Origin of the sequence: Streptomyces sp. TRM68416, assembly GCF_014596915.1 — a bacterium.
Taxonomy (GTDB): Bacteria; Actinomycetota; Actinomycetes; order Streptomycetales; family Streptomycetaceae; genus Streptomyces.
Genome location: NZ_JACVWU010000013.1, coordinates 1 through 23,331 on the forward strand (window position 1 = coordinate 1; position 23,331 = coordinate 23,331).

Here is a 23,331-nt window from a genome sequence, read left to right on the forward strand (position 1 = left end):
TGGTTGAACAGGGTCATCAGCGCTCTCCTTGGGTGTGGACGCGTGCTCGTGCGGGCTCCAGCAGGGAAGGGGCGGGCTCCAGCTTGTTCTGCAGCCAGGTGTGGAAGGCGCCGATGTGGTGCTCGCTGGGCACCAGGACACCGCCCTTGGCGTACATCCGGGACCCCATCCCGGGCTGGGTACGTTCGCAGGCGTCGAAGTCCTGCCGGTTGACCCGGTCGAACAGCTCCACCGACCGGCTGACGTCCTTGCCGCTCTCCACCACGTGCGGCAGATACAGCCAGTCGCACTCGACCACCGTACGGTCGGCCGCCACCGGATACATCCGATGGAAGATCACATGGTCGGGCACGAGGTTGACGAACACCTGCGGCCGCACAGTGATCGCGTAATAGCGCCGGTCCTGCTCCTCACCCACCCCCGGTATCCGGTCGAGCCCCTCCGAACCGTCCACGGTGAACCCCCGCACGTCCTGGCCGAACTCCGCGCCGTGGCCGACGTAGTACTGCGCGGCATACCCGTCCGCGAACTCCGGGAGCACCTCGGTGAGTTCGGGATGGATGGTGGCACAGTGGTAGCACTCCATGAAGTTCTCGATGATCAGCTTCCAGTTCGCCTTCACGTCGTAGGTGATACGACGGCCGACGGACAGCTCCTCGATGCCGTAGCGCTCGATCGACCCGACGTCCCCCAGGCGCGCGACGACGTCCCCGACGACCTCCTCCTCGAACGAGGGCGGGTTCTCCGCGAGGCACACCCACACATACCCGAGCCACTCCCGGACATGGACGGTGACCAGGCCGTACTCGGTGCGGTCGATGTCCGGCATCGACGTCAGGTTGGGCGCGGCGACGAGCTTGCCGTCCAGGCCGTAGGTCCAGGCGTGGTACGGGCACTGGAAGGCCCGCTTGACCTCGCCCGCCTCCTCGGTGCACAGCCTGGCCCCGCGGTGCCGGCAGATGTTGAGGAAGGCCCTGACCGAGCCGTCCCGGGAGCGGGAGACCAGCACGCTCTCGCGTCCGACCTGGTAGGTGCGGAAGGCGCCGGGCTTGTCCAGGTCGGCGGCGCGCGCGACGCAGAACCACATCGCCTCGAAGATGTGCTCCTGCTCCCGGGCGAAGATCTCGGGGGCGGTGTAGTACTCGCCGGGCAGCGTGGGGATCAGGCTGGGCGGCAGGTTCGTGAGGGTCATCGTGTCACCTTCGGAGGATGTTCAGACGCGCACGCGGCGAGGGTCGAAGAGGTCGATGGGGTGGTCGGTGGTGCCCTCGGTCGCCAGGTCGGCGAGGATCTCGCCGATCACGGGCACGAACTTGAACCCGTGGCCGGAGAATCCGCAGGCGACGGTCACCCGCGGCTGCTCGGGGTGGTGGGCGAGGACGAAGTGCTCGTCGGGGGTGGTGGCGTACATGCAGGCCGCGCCCTTGAGGAAGCGGCCGGGCAGGGTGGGGATGCGGGGGCGCAGGTAGTCGGCGATGGCCGCGATCTCGCCGGGGTGGATCTCGCGGTCGAGGGCGTCGGGGTCGCAGACGCCGCCCTTGCGGAAGAAGGCGACCTTGGCGCCTCCGTCGGGGCCGTCGAGGGCGGGGAAGCCGTAGATCTGGCCGCCGTCCGGGTCCTCCCAGATGTAAACGGGGTGCCGGTCGTGGGTGAACGGGCCGGTTCCGCCCTCGGGTTGGAACCAGTACATGACCTGGCGCTCCACCGTCACCCGCACCCCGAGGTCCGTGAGGAGCTTCGGCGCCCAGGCCCCGGGGGCGATGACCAGCCGGTCGGCGGTGTAGGCGCCGCGATCGGTGACCACCCAGGGCCTGCCGCCCCGCCCGTCGGCCTCCCAGCCGAGGACCGTTTCGGCGAAGTGCAGGTCGGCGCCGTGGGACTTGGCCAGGTCCAGGTGGGCCGCGACGGTCGCCTCCGGCCGGGCGATGCCGGCCTTGCGCTCGTAGAAGGCGACGTCCTCGGCCGCCGGGGTGAAGGTGGGGAAGCGGCGCCGGATGTCGGCGGCGCCCAGGACCTCGTGGTCCAGGCCCCATTGGCGGGCGCTGCGCAGGGTGCCGGCGAAGGCCGTGCTGTCCTCGCGGCCGATCATGAGACCGCCGGTCTCGGTGAAGACCTCGCGGCCGGAGTCGGCGGCCAGCTTCTGCCACAGTTCGTGGGCGCGCAGCAGCAGGGGGACGTAGGCGGGGTCCTCGAAGTAGGCCTGCCGGTAGATGCGTGAACCGCCGTGGCTGGAGCCGAGGTTGTGGGCGGGGCCGAAGCGCTCCAGGCCGAGCACGCGCCGGCCGCGGGCGGCGAGGTGGTAGGCAGCCGCGCTGCCCATCCCGCCCAGGCCCACGACGATCACGTCGTACGAAGAGGCCATGTCCATCTCCTGGGAGTCATGCCGGTTGTGGTGTCGGGGTTCCGGGGACAGCAAGCCTGAGTTGCATATGAGGGAACGCTTATCGCTATAAGCAACGACTTCCCAAACTGTCCCTTCACCGGCAGGCACTGTCAAGAGGGTGATTCGGCGAAGTCGCCGACCACCTTCCGCCGATGTGCGCACACCCCTAGGGTGTGGAGGAGCGCTTTTGTATGGTTGCGCCATGAGCAACCACACCGCACATAGCGAAACGACTGGCCCCGCGGTGAGCGGGGTGCAGTCCGTCGACCGGGCCGTCAGCGTTCTGGAGATCCTGGCCCAGCGGGGCGAGGCGGGGGTCAGCGAGGTCGCCGCGGAGATCGACGTCCACAAGTCGACCGCGTTCCGCCTGCTCGGGGCGCTGGAGGCACGCGGTCTGGCCGAGCAGACGGCCGAGCGGGGCAAGTACCGGCTCGGCTTCGGCATCGTGCGTCTGGCCGGCGCGGTCACCGGGCGCCTCGACATCACTCAGCAGGGCCGGCCGGTGTGCGAACGGCTCAGCGAGGAGATCGGCGAGACCGTCAACATCGCGGTCCTTCAGGAGCAGTACGCGGTCAACCTCCACCAGGTGCACGGCCCGGGCGCCGTCGGCACCCACAACTGGGTCGGACAGCTCACCCCGCCGCACGCCACGTCGAGCGGCAAGATCCTGCTGGCCCACCTGACGGAGGAGCGGCGCACGGAGGTGCTCGCGGTGTCCGGGCTGCGGAAGCTGACGTCGCGCACCCTGACCAGCAGGGCGAAGCTGGAGAAGAACCTCGCCGAAGCGCGCGAGCGCGGGTACGCGGTGACGCTGGAGGAACTCGAACTGGGCCTGCACGCCCTGGCGGCGCCCGTCCGGTCCCGGGAGGGCGAGGTGATCGCCGCGCTCAGCGCCTCCGGACCCGCCTACCGGTTCACCGAGGAGCGGCTGCACCAGATCGCGCCCGCCGTCGTCGAGGGCGCGGAGGAGATCAGCCGCCGGATGGGTTGTCCGGGCTGATCCCCTCGGGGTTCGGCGGAGCCCCGGCCGGGGCTCCGCCGAGGCAGCCGCTCAGACGTACTCCGTGGCCGCGTCGAGCAGCCATTCGGCCAGATAGCCGGCGAACGACGAACGGACCAGGACCCAGAATCCGGCCCTCGGCTCGTCCCGGGCGACCAGGACGACCTGCGTGCGGCCCAGCGTCGTCTGGGCGCAGCGCCCGGGTCCGAAGACCCTCGGGTGCAGGTCCAGCGCGCAGCCGTGGGCCAGCAGGTCGCGGGCGCGGGGGCCGGTGACGAGGAGGGTGGTGCGCTGGGCGGAGACGTCGGTCACCGAGACGGGCTCGCCTTCCGCCGCCTCCCGGATCCGGCGCTCCAGGTCCCGTTCGCTGCCGGGCGGCCCGATCAGCAACCATTCGTCCGGACCGAGCCACAGCGCGGTCAACTCCCCAGCGCGTACGGCGGTGTTGGGCTGGATCGGCAGGGGGAGGCCCAGGGTCAGGCCGACGGCTTCCGCCGCCGCTCCCTTGGCGTCCAGGCGTACGTTCACCTGGGCCAGGAAAGGGAGTTCGGCCAGCCTGATCTCGCCGCTGGAGCTGCGGGTCGCGGCGGCCAGACGGTCGGCGACCCGCACCAGCGGGCTGCGCGGCGGGACGGTCGGGGCGGTGTCAGCCATCGCGGCGGGCTCCCTCGGGGTCGTAGAGGACGGGGCTTGCGACGGTCACCGGGACCAGCCGGTCGCCGACGGGGGCGTAGAGGCGTTCGCCGATACGGTCGCGGCCGCCCTTGATGAGGGCGAGCGCGAACGTCCTGCCGAGGGCCGCGCTGCGGTAGCTGGAGGTGACATGGCCGAGCATCGGCACGGGCGGGGCGGGCAGTTCGCCGGTCGCGACCAGGTGGGTGCCCTCCGGGAGGAAGGCGGCCGGGTCCTCTGGGAGGAGGCCCACGAGGTGTTTGCGGTCGGGACGGGCGGTGTCGGCGCGGGCGTAGGAGCGCTTGCCGATGAAGTCGGGCTTCTTCTTCGACACCGCCCAGCTCATGCCGAGGTCCTGCGGGGTGACCGTGCCGTCGGTGTCCTGACCGATGATCGGGTAGCCCTTCTCGGCGCGCAGAACGTGCATGGTCTCGGTGCCGTAGGGGGTGATGCCGTACAGGGCGCCGGCCTCGTACACGGCCTCCCAGAGGGCGAGGGCCTGCCACGGTGAGACGTTGATCTCGTAGGCGAGTTCGCCGGAGAAGCTGATCCGGCAGACCCGAGCGTCGATGCCGGCGACGGTGGTCTCCCGCCAGGCCATGAACGGGAAGTCCTCGTTGGCGACGGCCAGTTGCGGGGCGAGGGCGCCGAGGACCGCGCGGGACTTCGGGCCGACCAGGGCGATGGTGGCCCACTGCTCGGTCACGGAGGTGCAGTGGACCTTCAGCTCCGGCCACTCGGTCTGCAGCCACTCCTCCATCCAGTCGAGTACGGCGGCGGCGTTGCCCGTCGTCGTGGTGACCAGGAAGCGGTCCTGGGCGAGGCGGATGACCGTGCCGTCGTCGAAGACCATGCCGTCCGGGCGGCACATGACGCCGTAGCGGATCATGCCGACCTTCAGGGTGCTGATCATGTTGGTGTAGAGCAGGTCGAGGAAGACGCCGGCGTCCGGGCCCTGTACGTCGATCTTGCCGAGGGTGGAGGCGTCCATGAAGCCCACGCTCTCGCGGGTGGCGGCGCATTCGCGCAGCACCGCCGCTTCCATGTCCTCGCCGTCCCGCGGGTAGTACCAGGGGCGCTTCCACTGGCCGACGTTCTCGAACAGGGCGCCGTGCGCGACATGCCACTCGTGGATCGCGGTCGTCCGGACCGGGTCGCTCAGCGCGCCCCGGTCGCGGCCCGCGAGGGCCGCGAAGGAGACCGGCGTGTACGGCGGGCGGAACGTGGTCGTGCCGAGCGCCGAGATGTCCACGCCGAGCAGCTCGGCGACGACGCCACTGGCCAGGACGCCGGAGGTCTTGCCCTGGTCGTTGGCGGTGCCGGCCGTGGTGTAGCGCTTGGTGTGCTCCACCGAGTGCAGGCCGGCGCCGGTCGCGCGGGCCAGGTCGTCGACGGTGACGTCCCGTTGGAGGTCGACGAAGCGGGGGGCGTCGTCGGTGCCGCCGGGGACGACGTACACGTGCATGGGGGGCGTCTGGCGAGGCTGTGCGGCCGTCCGCGGGAGGCGGGGCGTCTCGGGCGTGTACCCCAAGGCCGCCACGGCGCGGGCTCCGGCGGCCGCGCCCTGGGCCAGGACCGTGGCCTGGTCGAGGGCGCCGCTCGCGCTGCCGGCCACCTCGACCGCCTGGCGGCAGGTGTCGGGGACGAAGGAGCCGAGCGCCTCGTCGTAGCGGAGCTTGCCGCCGGACTGGCTGAACAGGTGCGCGACGGGGTTCCAGCCGCCGGAGACCAGCAGCAGGTCGGCGGCGAACTGCCGCTGTCCCGCCGCTTCTCCGTACGGGGCGACGGTCACGGCGGTGAGGCGCGGGGCGCCCTCCGTGCCGGTGACGGCGTGGCCGGGCAGGACCTCGATGCCGGCCGACCTCGCGCGGTCGGCCCACTCCCCCGGTTCGGGGCGGGTGTCGACGATCGCCGTGACGGCCACGCCCGCGGTGTGGAGGTCCAGAGCTGCCGCGTAGGCGCTGTCGTTGGTGGTGAAGACCACCGCGTGGCGGCCGGGCAGGGCGCCGTGGCGGTTGACGTGCGTGCGGGCCGAGGAGGCCAGCATCACTCCGGGGCGGTCGTTGTCCGCGAAGGCCAGGGAGCGCTCGTGGGCGCCGGTGGCGAGGACGACGCGACGGGCGCGGATGCGCCAGACGCGTTCGCGGGAGACGTGCTCGGGGGCGTCGGCGCCGAGGTGGTTGGTGCGGCGTTCGACGGCGAGGAGGTGGTTGTCGTCGTAGTGGCCGAAGACGGTGGTGCGGGTCAGGACGCGGACCTCGGGGGCGGCGGCGAGCTGTGCGGTGATCTCCTGGACCCAGTCGAGGTGTTCGGCCGTGCCGAGGAGGCTGCCGCCCGGTTCCGGCTGGTCGTCGGCGAGGATGACGCGGGCGCCACCGGCCGCTGCGGCGGACGCTGCGGCGAGGCCTGCGGGGCCTGCGCCGACGATGAGCAGGTCGCAGTGGGCGTGTACGGCGTCGTAGCGGGCCGGGTCGGGGGCGGTGGCGAGGCGGCCCTGGCCCTGGAGGCTGGTGGCGACGAGGCCGTCGTAGAGCTCGACGGTGGTCGCGGGGAGCATGGGCTCGGGGAAGGGTTCCTCGATCTGGACGACCGCGTTGGGTTCTTCCGCGCCGGCCGAGAAGATGCCTCGGGGGCGGCCCAGTTTGATGCTGGTGCCGGTCTGGATGATGCCGTTGGCGAGGAGGGCGGAGGCGAGGGTGTCGCCTCGGTAGCCCTGGTACTCCGTGCCGTCGAAGGTGAAGGTGAGGGGGGTGTCGCGGTCGATCCGGCCTCGGGTGGGGTGGCGGAACGGGGTTTTTTCGCCCCCGCCGCCCCTACCCGTCCCGTCCTGAAGGGGCGCTGCCCCTTCTACCCCGCCCGTGTTGTCGGTCGGCTGCGGGTGGGTGGGGGCTGGTCGCGCAGTTCCCCGCGCCCCTTCCGGGGCTGCCGCCCCGGACCCCGCCGAGAACGCCGGCCTGGGTTCCACGGCTGTCGGGCGTTCCTCTCCCGTTCTGTACACCGCCAGGATTTCGTTCGTCGACGTGTCGCGTACGGCGTTGAACCAGCGGCGGCAGCCTGCCGCGTGGGTCCAGCGTTCGGCGAAGGGGCCCTTGGGGTTGTCGCGGAAGAAGAGGTAGCGGGCCCATTCCTCGTCGGTGAGGGAGGCCGGGTCCTCCGGGTAGGGGACGTGGGCCTGGCCGCCGTAGTGGAACTCGGCCTCGTCGCGGGGCCCGCACCACGGGCAGGAAATGAGCAGCATGGTTCGGCTCCCTAGTGGGCCACCGCGGCCGCGCCGTGCTCGTCGACGAGCGCGCCGGTGGTGAAACGGTCGAGCGAGAAGGGGGCGTTGAGGGCGTGCGGGGTGTCGTGGGCGATGGTGTGGGCGTAGACCCAGCCGACGCCGGGGGTGGCCTTGAAACCGCCCGTTCCCCAGCCGCAGTTGAGGTAGAGGTTGTCGACGGGTGTGAGCCCGATGATCGGTGAGGCGTCGGGGCTGGTGTCGACGATGCCGCCCCAGGTGCGCAGGACGTGGGCGCGGGCGAAGACCGGGAACAGCTCCAGGGCCGCCGCCATCTGCTCCTCGATGATGTGGAAGGCTCCGCGCTGGGTGTAGGAGTTGTACGCGTCGATGCCCGCGCCCATCACCAACTCGCCCTTGTGGGCCTGGCTCACGTACACGTGGACCGCGTTGGACATCACCACCGTGGGGTGCACCGGCTCCAGCAGCTCCGAGACCAGGGCCTGCAACGGGTGGCTCTGGAGGGGGAGTTCGATGCCCGCCATGGCGGCGAGGACGGAGGTGTGGCCGGCCGAGCAGAGCGCCACCTTGCCGGCGGCGATCGGGCCGAGGTTCGTGCGGACGCCCACCACGCGGTTGCCGACCACGTCGAGGCCGGTGACCTCGCAGTTCTGGATGATGTCGATGCCGGCGGCGTCCGCCGAGCGGGCCAGGCCCCAGGCCACGTAGTCGTGCTTGGCGATGCCCGCGCGCGGCTGGTAGGTGGCGCCCAGGACCGGATAGCGCACGTCCGGCGAGGTGTTGACGATCGGGCACACTTCCTTGACGCCGTCCGCGTCGAGCCACTCCGCGTCCACGCCGTTCAGGCGGTTGGCCTCCACGCGGCGCACGCTGTCGCGCACGTCCTGGAGGCTGTGGGCGAGGTTCAGCACACCGCGCTGGGAGAAGAGGATCGGGTAGTCGAGTTCCTCCGCCAGGCCCTCCCACAGCTTCAGCGCGTGCTCGTAGATGCCCGCGCTCTCGTCCCACAGGTAGTTGGAGCGGATGATCGTGGTGTTGCGGGCCATGTTGCCGCCCGCGAGCCAGCCCTTCTCCAGCACGGCGACGTTCGTGATGCCGTGGTTCCTGGCGAGGTAGTGGGCGGTGGCCAGACCGTGCCCGCCGCCGCCGACGATCACCACGTCGTACGCCTTCCTCGGCTCGGGATTGCGCCACAGGAAGTCGGGGTGGTCGGGGAGGCCGGCGCCGGGTGTGCGGGGGCTCATCGGGCGTCTCCGTTCAGCACGTTCATACGGTGTTCGCGTTCCTCTCGGCGGCCTCGACGACGTTGGCGAGCAACATCGCCCGGGTCATGGGGCCGACTCCCCCGGGCATGGGGGCGAGCCATCCGGCGACCTGGGCGGCGTCCGGGTGGATGTCGCCGACCAGGCCCTGGTCGGTGCGGGTGATGCCGACGTCCAGGACCGCGGCGCCGGGGCGCAGCATGTCCTTGGTGACCAGTGCGGGCGAGCCGGCGGCCGCGATGACGATGTCGGCCTCGCGCACGTGCCAGGCCAGGCCCTTGGTGCCGGTGTGGCAGAGGGTGACGGTGGCGTTCTCGGAGCGGCGGGTGAGGAGCAGGCCGATCGGGCGTCCCACCGTGATGCCCCGGCCGATCACGCACACCCGTGCTCCGGCGAGCGGCACGTCGTGGCGCCGGAGCAGTTCCACGATGCCGCGCGGGGTGCACGGCAGGGGTGCCTCCGCGCCCAGGACGAGCCGGCCGAGGTTGACGGGGTGCAGGCCGTCGGCGTCCTTGGCCGGGTCCATTCGTTCCAGTACGGCGCCCGCGTCCAGGTGGCGTGGGAGCGGGAGCTGGACGATGTAGCCGGTACAGGCCGGGTCGGCGTTCAGCTCGTCGATGACGTCCTCGACCTGCTCCTGGGAGGCGTCGGCGGGCAGCTCCCGGCGCAGGGAGGCGATGCCCACCTGGGCGCAGTCGCGGTGCTTGCCGGCGACGTAGGCGCGGGAGCCGGGGTCGTCGCCGACCAGGACGGTGCCGAGGCCGGGCGGCCTTCCGACGCTGGCACTCAACTTGGCCACACGTTCGGCGAGTTCACGACGGATGACGGCGGCGGTCGCCTTCCCGTCAAGCACTTGGGCTGTCACCGGGGTGCTCCTTCCCACGAGGCTGAGGCTGAGCGCCCCGGAAGGGGCGCGGGGCTGCATCTGTCAGCGGCTCCGCCGCGGGGCGCGACCGGCCACGACGAAACCGCAGGCGAACGCGGACACATCGCGGCACGGCCCTCGCAGCGCTCACCCACGAAGACGGGACATCGTCGGGTCGAACAACGGCTCCTCGGCGACGACCGCCTCGACCCGCCGGTCGAAGTAGCCGATCCCCAGAGCCGTGCCGGGCACGGCGAGCTCGGCCGGGAGCCAGGCGTAGGCGATCCCCTTGCCGATCGTGTAGCCGTAGGCGGCGCTGGTGACGTAGCCGACCGGGCGGTCACCGTCGTACACGGGCTCCTTGCCCATCACGACCGACTGCGGATCGTCGATGGTGAGGCAGGTCAGCCTGCGCCGCACGCTCTCCTTGCGGAGCAACACCGCCGCCTTGCCGATGAAGTCGTCCTTGTCGAGCTTGACGGCGAAGCCGACGCCGGCCTCGTAGGGGTCGTGCTCGTAGGTCATGTCGGTGCCGAAGGAGCGGTAACCCTTCTCCAGGCGGAGGCTGTTGAAGGCGCCGCGGCCCGCGATGACGCCGCCGAGGGGCTCGGCCGCCCGCCACAGGGTGTCCCACAGCTTCTGGCCCTGGTCGGCGGTGGTGTACAGCTCCCAGCCGAGTTCGCCGACGTAGCTCAGGCGCATCGCGGTGACGGGGACGGACCCTATGTAGGCGCGCTTGGCGCGGAAGTACTTCAGGCCCTCGCCCGAGAAGTCCTCGTCCGTCAGCGGCTGCAGGACCTTGCGGGCGAGCGGGCCCCACAGGCCGATGCAGCAGGTGCCGGGGGTGATGTCGCGGACCTGGACCGTGCCGTCGGCGGGCAGGTGGCGGGTGAGCCAGTCGAGGTCGAGGTTGCCGTTGGCGCCGACCTGGAAGAGGTCGCGGCCGAGGCGGGCGACGGTGATGTCGCTGCGGATGCCGCCGTCGTGGTCCAGCAGCAGGGTGTAGGTGACCGAGCCGACGGACTTGGCGACCTTGCCGGTGCACAGGCGCTCCAGGAAGGCGGCGGAGCCGGGCCCGCTGACCTCCAGGCGCTTGAGGGCCGTCATGTCGTACATCGCGACGGTCTCGCGGGTGGCCTGGGCCTCCGCGCCGACGATCGGCGACCAGAACTGCGCGGCCCATGCGTTGGGGGTCGGGATGTTGCGGCCTTCGACCAGCTTGGCGTTGGCCTCGTACCACTGGGGGCGCTCCCAGCCGTTCGCCTCCAGGAAGAAGGCGCCCAGCTCCCGCTGGCGGGTGTGGAAGGGGCTGGTGCGGATCGGGCGCGGGTCGCCGGAGGGCTGGAGGGGGTGGAGGATGTCGTAGACCTCGACGAAGTTCTGGCAGTCGCGGGCCAGGACGTACTCCGGGGACAGCTGGTGCGGCTCGAAGCGGTTGACGTCGCACTCGTGCAGGTCGAAGGACGAGCAGTGGCCGTCCACCAGCCATTCGGCCATGGCCCGGCCCACCCCGGCGGAGTGGGTGACCCAGACGGCCTCGGCGACCCAGAAGCCCTTGACGTCCGGGGACTCGCCGAGGAGCGGGAAGTTGTCGGTGGTGAAGGAGAACAGGCCGTTGATGCCCTCCTCGATCTTCGCCTCCTGCGTCGCGGGGAGCAGGGACTGCGTCTCGGCCCAGGCGGGCTCGAAGTCCTCCTCGGTGAACTTCAGGACGGACGGCATCTCGGCGGCCTCGTCCACGGAGAGGATGTCGTCGGCGGAGATCGGCATCGGGCGGTGGCCGTAGTAGCCGATGCCGATGCCGTCGTAACGGTCGCGGTAGTAGAGGTCTGCGTCCTGGTGGCGCAGGATCGGGCGGACCGCTTCCTCGGTCTGGCCGGCGAGGGCCGGGACGGGGCCGGTCCAGGCGAGCTGGTGGGCCAGCGGGGTCAGGGGCAGGTTCATGCCGGCCATGCGGGCGATCCTCGGGCCCCAGATGCCGGCGCAGCACACCACGATGTCGGCCGCCAGGTCGCCCTGGTCGGTGCGGACGCCGGTCACCTCGCCGTCGGTCGTGAGGATGTCGAGTACCTCGTGGCGGGCCAGGAAGGTCACGCCGCGCTCGGTGGCCCGGCGGATCTGTGCCTCGACGGCGAGGACGGCCTTGGCGAGGCCGTCGGTCGGGACCAGGAGGCCGCCGAGGACCTTGTCGCGGTCGACCAGCGGGTGCCGCTCGACGCACTCGTCGGCGGTCAGCAGGCGGGACTCGATGCCCCAGGCGGTGATCCAGCCGTGGCGGCGGTGCAGTTCGGCGAGACGTTCCGGGGTGGTCGCCACTTCCAGGCCGCCCACCTGGAGGAAGCAGGGCTTGCCGTCGACGTCGAGGGAGCAGAACTTCTCGACGGTGTAGCGGGCCAGCTCGGTCATGGTCTTGGAGGAGTTCGTCTGGAAGACCAGGCCCGGGGCGTGCGAGGTGGAGCCCCCGGTGGCGGGGAGCGGGCCCTGGTCGACCACGGTCACTTGGGTCCAGCCGCGCGCGGAGATCTCGTCCGCGAGGGCCGCTCCCACGACACCCGCTCCGATGATGACCACTCGGGGTCCCGCCATCGCCGCACCTCCGGTTGAGTTGCTTTCTGCGCAACGTGATTCAGGTTGCGCAACTCAATGTGCCTGCCGTGCGAGTGGGTGTCAAGGGGTCCGTGACGTCGGAAAACAGCCCGAAACACGGCAATGCCCGGTGGGCGGTGCACGTCCGTGCGCACCGCCCACCGGGCATGTGTGAAGGGGTTGCTCAACCCAGGGTGAAGGTCCTACCTGATCCAGCGTGAAGGGCCTTCTCGATCCAGGGCGAAGGGCCTACTCGATCCAGCGTGAGGGCCCTACTCAATCCAGCGTGAAGGGCCTACTTGATCCAGGCCTCCACCTTGTCGCGGTTGGCCTCGACCCACTTCTTCGCGGCCGCCTCGGGCTTCATCCGGTCCACCGCGATGTACTTGGCCACGACGTTCTGGTCGTCGTTGGTCCAGGTGAAGTTCTTCACCAGGTCATAGGCCGGGCTGCCCGACTCGGCGAACTTCTTGCTGACGATCTTGTCCAGCTTGTACACGGGGTAGTCGCAGGCGACCTTCTCCGCGTCGGCGTCGCACCCGTCCTCGTACTCGGGCAGCTTCACCTTCTTCAGCGGTACCTCGGACATGAACCACTGCGGCTCGTAGAAGTAGCCGATCGCCCATTCCTTGTCCTTCTCCGCCTTGCGGAAGGCCTGGATGAGCGCGGTCTCGCTGCCCGCGTACACGACCTTGTAGTCCAGCTCGAGGTTCTTCACCAAGGCCTCGTCGTTGGTGACGAACGACGGGTCGCCGTCGAGGAGCTGGCCCTTGCCGCCGGACTCGGACGTCTTGAACTTCGCCGCGTACTTGTTGAGGTTGTTCCAGTCGAGGATGTCCGGGTGCTCCTCGGCCAGCCACGGCGGCACGTACCAGCCGATGAGGCCTTCGTTGCCGGTGGGGCCCGCGTCGACGGCGGTCTTCTGGTCGGTGATGTACTTCTTCTTCAGGTCGTCGTGGCCCCAGTTCTCCACGACCGCGTCGACCTCGCCCGTGCCGAATCCCTGCCAGGCGATCTCTTCCTTCAGGTCCTTCTTGTTGACCTTGCAGCCGAGATCGTGCTCGGCGACGTAGGCGATGACCGCCGCGTTGGCCTCGTACCCCACCCACGGGTTGACCGCGAGGTTGAAGGTGCCGCACTTGCCCGACTCGCCCGAGCCGCCGGCACTGTCGTCACCGACCTTCGCCCCGCCGCAGGCCGTGAGGGTGAGGCCGAGGATCGCTGTGCCGGCCGCGCAGGCCCGCCAGTGTCTTGCCATGGTGTGGTGCTCCTTATGCGCCGGCGCGGCGAGCCGCTGCCTGAGTGATCCGGTCGAACATGACTCCGAGAAGGACGATGGCGAGCCCGGCGGCCAGCCCCTTCCCGTACAGCTGTCCCTGCGAGAAGCCGGCCACGACGTCGTAGCCGAGGGCGCCCGCGCCCACCAGGCCGCCCACCACGACCATCGACAGCACGTAGATCAGGCCCTGGTTGGTGGCGAGCGTCAGGGCGCCGCGCGCCATCGGCAGCTGGACCTTGGTGATGATCTGCCAGGTGTTGCACCCGGCGGAGGTGGCCGCCTCCACGGTGGTGGCGGGGACGTTCCGTATCCCGTCCGCGACGATCTTGATGGCGACGGGCGCCGCGTAGACGACGGCGGCGACGATCGCCGTGAAGCGGGTGGCGCCGAACAGCGCCAGGAACGGGACGAGATAGACGAACGGCGGCATGACCTGGGCCGCGTCCAGGGTGGGCCGCAGCAGCCGGTCCACGAGCGCGCTGCGTCCCATCCACACCCCGAAGGCGATCCCGAGCAGCATCACCAGCACGGTGGCGACCAGGGTCGACGCCATCGTGGTCATGCTGTCCGACCACAGGCCGGTGCCGACCAGCAGGCCCACGCACACCACCGTGGTCAGTCCGGCGCGCCGGCCGCCGAGGACGGTGCCGAGCGCGACCAGGACCGCGCCGACGAGCCACCACGGGGAGTCGGTGAGCAGGGTCTGGAACGGGTTGAGCAGCCCGTTGGTGAGGGCGTCGCGGAAGGCGTTGGTGAGGCCCGACAGGTTGTCCTGCGCCCAGGTGGTCACGGAGTCGGCACCGCGCGCGACGGCGCTGCCGGTGTCCCCCTCGCCGGGGAACTCCGCCGCCCACACATAGGTGTGGGAGAGGTAGACCAGCACGGCGGTGACCGCGGCGCCCGCGCCCAGCAGCGGACGCCGCCAGGCCAGGAAACGGTTCTTCGAACGCCGGGCCGCCTCCTCGCGTCCGCTCGCCGCGGTGGTCACCCGGTCCAGCACGATGGCCATGACGACGATGGCCAGGCCCGCGTTGAAGGCCGTCCCGACGTCGAGGGACTGCAGTGCCTGGATGACCGTCTTGCCGAGGCCGGGGGCGTCGATCAGGGCGGCGATGGTCACCATGGCCAGGGCGGCCATGATGGTCTGGTTGACGCCCATCACCAGGGTCCGCCGGGACATCGGCAGCAGGACCTTGGTGAGGGACTGCCGTCGGGTGGCGCCCAGCGATTCGGCCGCCTCGACGGTCGTCCTGGGTACGGAGCGGATGGCGTGCGCGGTGATGCGGATCGTCGGGGGCGCCGCGTAGATCAGGGTGGCGATGGTGGCGGAGGCCGGGCCGATGAGGAAGAAGAGGGTGAGCGGGGCCAGATAGACGAAGGTCGGCATCGTCTGCATGAAGTCCAGGAAGGGCGTCACGATCCGGTTGAACCGGTCGGACAACCCCGCCCACACGCCCAGCGGGATCGCGAACAGCAGTGCCACGAGGACGGCCGAGACGGTCAGCGCCAGGGTGTCCATGCTCTCCTGCCACAGGCCCTGCAGGCCGAGGAAGGTGAAGCCGGCCACCGCCAGCAGCGCGACCCGCCAGTTGCCCACGGCCCAGGAGACATAGCCGGCGATGCCGACGACGCCGAGCCACCCGATCTGCGGGAGGGGCCGGCCGGCGGAGGGCTGCGAGATCAGCTCCTGCACGAAGGTCACCACGGAGTCGATGACCAGGCGGATCTCGTTGAAGAAGTACAGGAAGAGCGGGTTGGAGTTGCGGTTGGCGCCGATGGAGTCGTTGACGTCGTTGAACCACCGGTGCAGATCGGTGAGGTCGGCGGCGGCCAGGGCGAGGGTCTGCTTGCCGCGCAGCAGGGCGAAGAGCAGCAGCCAGCCGACGAGGATGGCGGCGACGACCATGGACCGGCCGACCTTGCGCGGGGTTCTGGCGGGCGCGGCCGGTTTCTCGACGGGTTCGGTCTGCTCCGGTTTCTCCATCACGGCGGTCATCAGGCGCCGCCTTCCTGCCCGGCGACCACCGCGAGGATCTCCTCGTCCCCGACGATGCCGAGCAGCTTGCCGTTCTCGACGACCTTGACCGGCTTGTCGGCCGCGAGCACCGCCCGGGTGGCCTCCTTCACCACGACGTCCGGGCCCAGCTCGGGGCCGTCCAGGGCATCGTCGTCGGCGGGCGGGCGCATGATCCACCGCAGGGTCAGTACGTCACCGCGCGGCACGTCCTTGACGAACTCGCGCACGTAGTCGTCCTGCGGGGCGCCCACGAGTTCGTCGCCGGTGCCGCACTGGACCATCTTGCCGTCGCGCATGATGAGGATGCGGTCGCCCAGTTTGAGGGCCTCGGAGAGGTCGTGGGTGATGAACACCATGGTCTTGCCGACCTCGCGGTGCAGCCGGATGACCTCGTTCTGCATGTCGCGCCGGATCAGCGGGTCGAGCGCGGAGAAGGGCTCGTCGAAGAAGAGCACGTCCGGGTCGCCGGCCAGCGCCCGGGCGAGGCCGACGCGCTGCTGCATGCCGCCGGACAGCTGGTCGGGGAAGGAGTTCTCGTAGCCCGCGAGCCCGACCAGCTCGACGACCTCCTGGGCGCGCCTGGTCCGCTCGGCCCTGCTCATGCCGCGGATCTCCAGCCCGAACGCCACGTTCTCGACGACGCGGCGGTGGGGCAGGAGACCGAAGTGCTGGAAGACCATGGAGAACTTGCGGCGGCGCAGCTCACGCAGGCGCTTGTCGTCCGCCTTGCGGATGTCCTCGCCCTCGAAGACGACCTCGCCGGCGGTGGGTTCGATCAGCCGGGTCAGACAGCGCACCAGCGTGGACTTGCCTGAGCCGGACAGGCCCATGACGACGAAGACCTCGCCGGGCGAGACGTCGAAGTGGACGTCGCGTACGGCCGCGGTGCATCCGGTGCGGTCCATCAGCTCGCGACGGGTGAGCCCGCACAACTCCTCGGAGTCCGGGACCTGTTCGGCCTTCGGTCCGAACACCTTCCACAGCCTGCGCACGGAGATGACGGGGGTGGTGCCCGAGTCCTGGGACGTGCCGCGCCGCTGCGGCACCTCGGTCTGTGTGGTCACGTTCGACCTTCTTTCGGCGTTCAGCCGCGGAACCAGTGCTGCGGCCGGGGTCGGATGTTCTGCCAGATGTGCTTGGGCTCCCGGTACTCGTTCAGGCCGGTCGGTCCCAGCTCGCGGCCCACGCCCGAATGCCCGAAACCACCCCATTCCGCTTGCGGCACGTACGGGTGGTAGTCATTGATCCACACAGTGCCGTGGCGCAGTCGCCGGGCGACCCGCTGGGCCTTGCCGCCGTCCTGTGTCCAGACGGCTCCGGCGAGCCCGTACTCGGTGTCGTTGGCGATGCGTACGGCGTCGTCCTCGTCGGTGAAGCGCTCCACGGTGAGCACGGGTCCGAACGACTCCTCGTGCACGACCCGCATGTCCTGTCGGCACTCGTCGAGCACGGTCGGCAGATAGAAGTGGCCCTGTCCCAGGGCGGGGTCGTCGGGGCGTGCGCCGCCGCAGCGCAGTACGGCGCCCTCGGCGAGGCCGGCCGCGACGTACGCCTCGACCTTGGCCAGGTGCTGTGCGGAGATCAGCGCCCCGGTCTCGGCCTCGGGGTCGAAGGGGCCGCCGAGCCGGATCCGCCGGGCGCGGCGGACGACCTCGTCGACGAAGCGGTCGTGCAGGGAGTCCTCGACGATCAGCCGGGCGCCGGCCGAGCAGACCTGCCCGGAATGCAGGAAGACGGCCGTGAGGGCGAAGTCCACGGCCGCCTCGAAGTCGGCGTCGGCGAAGACCACGTTGGGGTTCTTGCCGCCGAGTTCCAGCGCCACCTTCTTCACGGTCGCGGCGGCGGTGGCCATGATGCGCTTGCCGGTCTCCACGCCGCCGGTGAAGGAGACCAGGTCGACGCGCGGGTCCTCGGAGAGCGGCGCGCCCGCCTCGGGCCCGGCGCCCAGCACGAGGTTGGCGGCGCCGGCCGGGAGTCCGGCCTCCTCCAGCGCCTTCATCAGCAGGATCGAGGTGGAGGGGGTGAGCTCGCTGGGCTTGAGGACGATCGTGTTTCCGGCGAGGAGCGCCGGGGCGACCTTCCAACTGGCCTGAAGCAAGGGGTAGTTCCAGGGGGTGATGAGCCCGCACACGCCGACCGGCTCGTACACCACGCGGCTTACGGCGTCGTCGCGCCCGGTGTCGATCACCCGTCCGGCGTCGGTGCCGCCGAGGCCGCCGTAGTAGCGGAAGCAGGAGACGACGTCGGCGATGTCGTACTCGCTCTCCACCAGCCGTTTGCCGGTGTCCAGGGACTCCGCGCGGGCGAACTCCTTGGCGTCGCGCTCGATGATGTCGGCGGTGCGCAGCAGCAGTTCGCCCCGCTGCCGCTCGGGGGTGCCCGGCCAGGGCCCCTCGTCGAAGGCCCGGCGGGCGGCGGAGATCGCCGCCTCGGTGTCGGCGCGCGTCGCTTCCGATACGGTCGTGACAGACCTCCCGTCGGCGGGACATCGGATCTCCCGGTACCCGCCGGCCACCGGGTTGCGCCATGCGCCGTCCACGTACAGGTCTGCCACGCGCCGAGCCTTTCCAGGGAAGTCGTTGCGCATTGTGCACCCAATTGCTTGTGGTGGAACCCTGGCGAATGTCCGGACAGACGTCAAGGGGTTGGCGGATGACGATTTCGCAAGGGGCCCATTGACCCTCCTCTCTTGACCGGAGACCCTCGTCGAGCCGAACATGTTGCGCATCGCTCATCGTGTTGTGCAATACGCACCGACGGAGGCCGAACGTGTCCCCCAAGTTCCCTCGACCGCACTCCGGCCGTGAGTACGTCCTCACCCTCTCCTGCCCCAACAGCGCCGGACTGGTCCACGCTGTGAGCGGCTTCCTCGTCCGCAACTCGGGCAACATCCTGGAGAGCCAGCAGTTCGACGACCGGCTCCAGGGCCGCTTCTTCATGCGGGTCCACTTCGACGTCTCCGACCCGACGGCCGATCTGGAGCAACTGCGCTGCCGCTTCGGCCCCGTGGCCCAGGCCTACGGCATCTCCTGGAGCCTGAGCGACGCGGCCACGCCGACCCGGACCCTGATCATGGTGTCCAAGTTCGGCCACTGCCTGAACGACCTGCTCTTCCGCCGGCGCACCGGCGCCCTCAACATCGAGATCCCCGCGATCGTCTCCAACCACCGGGACTTCGAGGAGCTCGCGCGGACGTACGACATCCCCTTCCACCACATCCCGGTGACCAAGGAGACCAAGCCCGAGGCCGAGGCCCAACTGCTGGAACTCGTCCGGGAACTGGGCATCGACCTGGTGGTACTGGCCCGCTACATGCAGGTCCTCTCCGACGACCTGTGCAAGGAGCTGGAGGGCCGTGCCATCAACATCCACCACTCCTTCCTCCCCAGCTTCAAGGGCGCGCGCCCCTACGAGCAGGCCTACCAGCGCGGGGTGAAGCTCGTCGGCGCGACGGCGCACTATGTGACCCCGGACCTGGACGAGGGCCAGATCATCGAGCAGGACGTGGTCCGGGTGGACCACTCCCTCGACCCCGGCGACCTGGTCACCGTCGGCCGCGACGTGGAGGCACAGGTCCTCGCGCACGCGGTGAAGTGGCACAGCGAGAGCCGCGTGATGGTGGACGGCAACCGCACGGTGGTCTTCCGCTGAGCGACACGCGAGCGCAGGGGGCCGGCCCGGAATCCGGCCCGGCCCCACCCCCGTTCCGCTTCAGGCTTGCTGCTGCCGCAGGAACTCCCCCAGTACGGCGGTGAGTTCGGCCGGCGCGTCCTCCTGTACGAGGTGCCCGGCGCCGCCGATCGGTTCGAACCGCGCGCCGGGAACGAGCCCGGCGAGTTCGTGCCCCTTGGCCACCGGGATCCAGGTGTCGTCCTCGCCCCAGCAGACGAGCACGGGAATGCCGATCGTGCCGTAGCGCCCCTGGATCTCGTCGGTGTGGCGCTGGTCGGCCTGGGCGATCTGCCGGTAGAAGGCCCCCTGGCCGGGGTCGCCGAGCCAGGGTTCGACGAGCCGGTCGAGGACCGCCGGGTGCAGCCCGGGACCGCTCGCGGAAGCGACGTACTCCCGCACCAGGGCCCGGTGGAGCGCGGGCGGCAGCCGCTCGAAGACCCCCGAGTGCTCCCCGAGGAGCCGGAAGGCCGGTGACCCCCACGGCGCCAGCGCGACCGGATCCACCACGGCGAGGGCCCGGTAGCGGGCGCCGTGCAGCAGGTGGGCCCGCAGGGCCACGGCCCCGCCGAAGTCATGGGCGACGACGAGCGGTTCCGCGAGCCCCCAGTGGCCCAGGAGTTCGACGAAGACGCGCCCCTGGGCGGCCAGGGAGACGTCCTGCCCGGCCGCCATCTCGGAGGTCCCGTAGCCGGGCATGTCCCACACGAACACCTCGTGGTCCCGCGCGAGCGAGCGGGCGACGGCACGCCAGACGTACGACGAGAAGGGCGTGCCGTGCAGCAGGACGACCGGCGGTCGGCCGGGAGGACCCAGCCGGTCCCAGCGGACGTCACCGGATGTGCTGGTGAAGGTTCGGGTCAGCTTCCAGTCGGTGTCCGTAGCCATCCTTCTCCCGGTTCAGCCGCCCAGCCGGTCCAGCAGCGCGCGGCGCCACCGCTCCGTCTCGGCGATCTGGTTGAACGTGAACAGGTGCAGACCGGCCACGCCCGCCGAGGGTGCGGTGAGCGCCTCCTGCGTGCGGGTCAGCAGCCGCTCGGGTGCATACCCGCCGGGGGCCGCGAGACGCGCGAACCAGGAGGCGTGCTTCGTCAGGAAGCGCGTCGACTCCCCCACGCCGATCTTCGTGGCCATCGCCAGCAGCTTCGCCCGCTGCACGGGGCCCGCGACGCCCACGTGGACCGGCAGGGTGACCTCCCGGTGTCGTATACGAACGAGCCACTGCCCCAGCACCCGCGGATCGAAGCAGAGGTTGCTCACGATGTACGTGGCGTGCTCGCGCTTGTCCCACATGGCCTGGACGGTGATGTCGTCGTGGATGAGCGGATGACTCTCGGGGTAGCCGGTCACGCCGACCCGGGCGAAGGGCCCGCCCAGTTCGGTCAGCCCGCGCAGCACCGGCAGCGCCCCCTCGTAGACCCCGGCCGGCGGGTCGGCGTCGCCGGCCGGGACGAAGACGTCGTCCACGCCCGCCTCGCGCAGCCGGCCGGTCACCTCCTTGAGGTGCACCTCGTCCCGCAGCAGCCGCGCGGGCACGTGCGGGACGACCCGGTAGCCGTGCGCGGCGAGCCGGACGGCGAGGTCGAGGGTGGGTTCCAGGCCCTTGGCCGGTGACGCCGTCACGGTGACGACGACGTCGCGCGGGACATGGGCGAGGACCTTGTCCTCGGTCGCCCGGGTCGGCAGCACCTCGTAGCGGACGCTGCCCAGCAGCGCCCTCAGCCCCGCGGTGCCCAAGGCCTACCCGGCCTGCTTCTGGGCGTCGCGGTGGCGGTAGTACGCGGCCTTCGACGGCGCGAGCGGCTCCTTGCCGAGGATCAGGTCGGCGGCCTTCTCCGCGATCATCATCACCGGGGCGTAGATGTTGCCGTTGGTGACGTAGGGCATGACGGAGGCGTCCACGACGCGCAGTCCGTCCAGACCGTGCACCCGCATGCTGCCGGGGTCGACGACGGCCATGTCGTCGGTGCCCATCTTGCAGGTGCAGGACGGGTGCAGGGCGGTCTCGCCCTCCTTGGCGACCCAGTCGAGGATCTCCTCGTCGGTCTCCACCTGCGGGCCGGGCGAGACCTCGCCTCCGTTGTACGGGGCGAGCGCGGGCTGGTTGAGGAGCTTGCGGGCGACCCGGATCGCCTCGACCCACTCGCGGCGGTCCTGTTCGGTGGAGAGGTAGTTGAAGCGCAGCGCCGGGTGCTCGCGCGGGTCCCTGCTCTTGATCTTCACGGAGCCGATGGCGTCGGAGTACATGGGCCCGACGTGCACCTGGTAGCCATGGCCGCCGGCGGGTGAGGAGCCGTCGTAGCGGACCGCGACCGGCAGGAAGTGGAACATCAGGTTGGGGTAGTCGACGTCCTCGTTGCTGCGGGCGAAGCCGCCCGCCTCGAAGTGGTTGGTGGCGGCCGGGCCCTTGCGGAAGAGCCACTGCAGTCCGATGAAGGGGGCGCGCCACTTCGCCATGTACGGCTGCATGGAGACGGGCTGCTTGCAGGCGTACTGGACGTAGACCTCCAGGTGGTCCTGCATGTTCTCGCCGACGCCCGGCAGGTCGTGGACGACGTCGATGCCGAGGGCGCGCAGTTCCTCGGCGTTGCCGACGCCGGAGAGCTGGAGGAGTTGCGGGGAGTTGATGGCTCCGCCGCAGAGGATGACCTCCTTGGCGCGGACCTGCTGGAGGGCGCCCTTGCCACGCCGGAACTCGACGCCGACGGCGCGCTTGCCCTCGAAGAGGACACGGGTGACGAGGGCGCGTGTGGTGACGGTGAGGTTCCGGCGCTTCATCGCGGGCCGGAGGTACGCCTTCGAGGCCGACAGGCGGCGTCCGCGGTGGACGTTGCGGTCGAACGCGGCGAAGCCCTCCTGCCGGTAGCCGTTGACGTCGTCGGTGGGGGCGTAGCCAGCCTCCTCGGTGGCCTTGAGGAAGGCACCGAAGAGGGGGTTGGTGGCCGGGCCGCGCTCCAGGACGAGGGGTCCGTCGTGGCCGCGGAACTCGTCGTCCGGGTCGGCCGCCAGACAGTTCTCCATGCGTCGGAAGTACGGCAGACAGTGCGCGTAGTCCCAGCTCTCCATGCCCGGGGCGGCGGCCCAGCGCTCGTAGTCCATGGGGTTGCCGCGCTGGAAGATCATGCCGTTGATGCTGCTGGAGCCGCCCAGTACCTTGCCGCGCGCGTGGTAGACGCGGCGGCCGCCCATGTGGGGCTCGGGCTCGGACTCGTACTTCCAGTCGTAGAACCGGCTGCCGATCGGGTAGGTCAGCGCCGCGGGCATGTGGATGAAGACGTCCCACGGGTAGTCCGACCGGCCGGCCTCCAGGACGAGCACGCGGTGGGCCGGGTCGGCGGAGAGCCGGTTCGCCAGTGCGCTGCCGGCCGAACCGCCACCGACGATGACGAAGTCGTACTGCACAGGAGCCATGGTGCCTCGTCTCGCTCGCGCCGTAGATACGCGAGGCATGCTAACGGCGTCGCGTCATACGCACTAGGTTGCGAATGGCACAACTTTCGGGACCCTCGTTTCGGCTCCGTTACTTGCAGGAAAGTTGTTTACTACGCGTATAGTTTCACTGTGAGCAACTACAGCACTGATCCGGAAACGTCGAATTCACCTGCCGGCGGAGTGCAGTCGGTGGACCGCGCCATCAGCGTCATGGAGATCCTCGCCCAGCGTGGCGAGGCGGGCGTCAGCGAGGTGGCGGGCGAGATCGAGGTGCACAAGTCCACCGCCTTCCGCCTGCTGGGGGCCCTGGAGGCGCGCGGTCTGGTGGAGCAGGCGGGCGAGCGCGGCAAGTACCGGCTCGGCTTCGGGATCGTCCGGCTGGCGGGCGCGGTCACCGGCCGTATCGACATCACCCAGCAGGGCCGCCCGGTCTGCGAGCGGCTCGCCGAGGAGATCGGCGAGACCGTGAACATCGCCGTCATGCAGGAGCACTACGCGATCAACCTGTACCAGGTGCGCGGTCCGGGCGCGATCACCGCGCACAACTGGGTCGGCCAGCTGACGCCCCTGCACGCCACCTCCAGCGGCAAGATCCTGCTGGCCCACCTGCCCGCGACCGAGCGCGCGACGGTGCTGTCCGACGCCGGAATGAAGAAGGTCACCCCGCGCACCATCACCGCGAAGACGAAGCTGGAGAAGAACCTCGCCGAGGCCCGGGAGCGAGGCTACGCCTTCACCCTGGAGGAGTTCGAGCTCGGTCTGCACGCCATGGCCGCGCCGGTCCGCGACCGGGACGGCGAGGTCGTCGCGGCCCTCAGCGCCTCCGGCCCCTCCTACCGGTTCACCGAGGAGCGCCTGCACGAGCTCGCCCCGGTGCTCACCAAGGGCGCCCAGGAGATCAGCCACCGCCTGGGCTACCTGGGCTGAG

17 protein-coding genes are annotated in these 23,331 nt (G+C 70.6%); 3 read left to right on the plus strand and 14 right to left on the minus strand.

What is annotated here, in order from left to right:
* Window positions 1–16: 16 nt before the first annotated feature.
* Both ICC28_RS21110 and solA read right to left on the minus strand, forming a co-directional pair.
* Entirely contained in the window at window positions 17–1,192 is a 1,176-nt protein-coding gene (locus ICC28_RS21110) for an aromatic ring-hydroxylating oxygenase subunit alpha (protein ID WP_188290212.1), read from the minus strand.
* 21 nt (window positions 1,193–1,213) lie between these two features.
* A complete protein-coding gene (solA, locus tag ICC28_RS21115; RefSeq protein WP_188290213.1) occupies window positions 1,214–2,362 on the minus strand; it encodes an N-methyl-L-tryptophan oxidase in 1,149 nt (382 codons plus the stop codon).
* Window positions 2,363–2,636: 274 nt separating this feature from the next.
* On the opposite strand from solA, the gene ICC28_RS21120 reads away from it, so the two are divergent.
* Window positions 2,637–3,383 (plus strand): IclR family transcriptional regulator, encoded by a 747-nt coding sequence (locus ICC28_RS21120; RefSeq protein WP_282701492.1) that lies wholly within the window; start codon window positions 2,637–2,639, stop codon window positions 3,381–3,383.
* A 51-nt stretch (window positions 3,384–3,434) separates the two neighbouring features.
* On the opposite strand, the gene ICC28_RS21125 is transcribed toward ICC28_RS21120, so the two are convergent.
* From ICC28_RS21125 to ICC28_RS21165, 9 genes are all read right to left on the minus strand, one after another.
* Window positions 3,435–4,037, minus strand: a complete 603-nt coding sequence (locus tag ICC28_RS21125; RefSeq protein ID WP_188290215.1) for a sarcosine oxidase subunit gamma — start codon at window positions 4,035–4,037, stop codon at window positions 3,435–3,437.
* Window positions 4,030–7,293: a sarcosine oxidase subunit alpha family protein gene (locus ICC28_RS21130; protein WP_188290216.1), complete on the minus strand. Its 3,264-nt coding sequence runs from the start codon at window positions 7,291–7,293 to the stop codon at window positions 4,030–4,032. The genes ICC28_RS21125 and ICC28_RS21130 overlap by 8 nt, the downstream gene beginning before the upstream one ends.
* An 11-nt stretch (window positions 7,294–7,304) precedes the next feature.
* Complete coding sequence (locus ICC28_RS21135; RefSeq protein ID WP_188290217.1) at window positions 7,305–8,537, minus strand: sarcosine oxidase subunit beta family protein; 1,233 nt, start codon at window positions 8,535–8,537, stop codon at window positions 7,305–7,307.
* Between the two features lie 22 nt (window positions 8,538–8,559).
* Window positions 8,560–9,420 (minus strand): bifunctional methylenetetrahydrofolate dehydrogenase/methenyltetrahydrofolate cyclohydrolase, encoded by an 861-nt coding sequence (locus tag ICC28_RS21140; RefSeq protein ID WP_188290218.1) that lies wholly within the window; start codon window positions 9,418–9,420, stop codon window positions 8,560–8,562.
* A 147-nt stretch (window positions 9,421–9,567) separates the two neighbouring features.
* Window positions 9,568–12,006 (minus strand): FAD-dependent oxidoreductase, encoded by a 2,439-nt coding sequence (locus ICC28_RS21145; RefSeq protein ID WP_188290219.1) that lies wholly within the window; start codon window positions 12,004–12,006, stop codon window positions 9,568–9,570.
* A 295-nt stretch (window positions 12,007–12,301) separates the two neighbouring features.
* Entirely contained in the window at window positions 12,302–13,264 is a 963-nt protein-coding gene (locus ICC28_RS21150) for an ABC transporter substrate-binding protein (RefSeq protein ID WP_188290220.1), read from the minus strand.
* 13 nt (window positions 13,265–13,277) lie between these two features.
* A complete protein-coding gene (locus tag ICC28_RS21155) occupies window positions 13,278–15,281 on the minus strand; it encodes an ABC transporter permease (protein WP_188290221.1) in 2,004 nt (667 codons plus the stop codon).
* Complete coding sequence (locus tag ICC28_RS21160) at window positions 15,281–16,366, minus strand: glycine betaine/L-proline ABC transporter ATP-binding protein (protein ID WP_188290222.1); 1,086 nt, start codon at window positions 16,364–16,366, stop codon at window positions 15,281–15,283. Before ICC28_RS21160 ends, ICC28_RS21155 begins: the two co-directional genes overlap by 1 nt.
* A gap of 20 nt (window positions 16,367–16,386) precedes the next feature.
* Entirely contained in the window at window positions 16,387–17,856 is a 1,470-nt protein-coding gene (locus ICC28_RS21165) for an aldehyde dehydrogenase family protein (protein ID WP_188290223.1), read from the minus strand.
* 215 nt (window positions 17,857–18,071) lie between these two features.
* On the opposite strand from ICC28_RS21165, the gene purU reads away from it, so the two are divergent.
* Complete coding sequence (gene purU / locus ICC28_RS21170) at window positions 18,072–18,953, plus strand: formyltetrahydrofolate deformylase (protein ID WP_188290224.1); 882 nt, start codon at window positions 18,072–18,074, stop codon at window positions 18,951–18,953.
* Between the two features lie 60 nt (window positions 18,954–19,013).
* On the opposite strand, the gene ICC28_RS21175 is transcribed toward purU, so the two are convergent.
* Genes ICC28_RS21175 through betA form a run of 3 tightly spaced genes read right to left on the minus strand, consistent with a single transcriptional unit; the run spans window position 19,014 to window position 22,382 of the window.
* Window positions 19,014–19,859: an alpha/beta fold hydrolase gene (locus ICC28_RS21175; RefSeq protein ID WP_188290225.1), complete on the minus strand. Its 846-nt coding sequence runs from the start codon at window positions 19,857–19,859 to the stop codon at window positions 19,014–19,016.
* Between the two features lie 12 nt (window positions 19,860–19,871).
* On the minus strand, window positions 19,872–20,708 hold the full coding sequence (locus ICC28_RS21180; RefSeq protein WP_188290226.1) for a methylenetetrahydrofolate reductase: 837 nt from the start codon (window positions 20,706–20,708) through the stop codon (window positions 19,872–19,874).
* Window positions 20,709–20,711: 3 nt separating this feature from the next.
* Window positions 20,712–22,382 (minus strand): choline dehydrogenase, encoded by a 1,671-nt coding sequence (gene betA, locus ICC28_RS21185; protein ID WP_188290227.1) that lies wholly within the window; start codon window positions 22,380–22,382, stop codon window positions 20,712–20,714.
* A 201-nt stretch (window positions 22,383–22,583) separates the two neighbouring features.
* Here betA and ICC28_RS21190 point away from each other — a divergent pair, with 201 nt between their 5' ends.
* Entirely contained in the window at window positions 22,584–23,330 is a 747-nt protein-coding gene (locus tag ICC28_RS21190; protein ID WP_188290403.1) for an IclR family transcriptional regulator, read from the plus strand.
* Window position 23,331: the final 1 nt, after the last annotated feature.

Bases quoted from the DNA above. Each gene is read 5' to 3' on its own strand.
- ICC28_RS21110 (WP_188290212.1), bottom strand. From the start codon at position 1,192: ATGACCCTCACGAACCTGCCGCCCAGCCTGATCCCCACGCTGCCCGGC.
- solA (WP_188290213.1), bottom strand. From the start codon at position 2,362: ATGGCCTCTTCGTACGACGTGATCGTCGTGGGCCTGGGCGGGATGGGC.
- ICC28_RS21125 (WP_188290215.1), bottom strand. From the start codon at position 4,037: ATGGCTGACACCGCCCCGACCGTCCCGCCGCGCAGCCCGCTGGTGCGG.
- ICC28_RS21130 (WP_188290216.1), bottom strand. From the start codon at position 7,293: ATGCTGCTCATTTCCTGCCCGTGGTGCGGGCCCCGCGACGAGGCCGAG.
- ICC28_RS21135 (WP_188290217.1), bottom strand. From the start codon at position 8,537: ATGAGCCCCCGCACACCCGGCGCCGGCCTCCCCGACCACCCCGACTTC.
- ICC28_RS21145 (WP_188290219.1), bottom strand. From the start codon at position 12,006: ATGGCGGGACCCCGAGTGGTCATCATCGGAGCGGGTGTCGTGGGAGCG.
- ICC28_RS21150 (WP_188290220.1), bottom strand. From the start codon at position 13,264: ATGGCAAGACACTGGCGGGCCTGCGCGGCCGGCACAGCGATCCTCGGC.
- ICC28_RS21155 (WP_188290221.1), bottom strand. From the start codon at position 15,281: ATGACCGCCGTGATGGAGAAACCGGAGCAGACCGAACCCGTCGAGAAA.
- ICC28_RS21175 (WP_188290225.1), bottom strand. From the start codon at position 19,859: ATGGCTACGGACACCGACTGGAAGCTGACCCGAACCTTCACCAGCACA.
- betA (WP_188290227.1), bottom strand. From the start codon at position 22,382: ATGGCTCCTGTGCAGTACGACTTCGTCATCGTCGGTGGCGGTTCGGCC.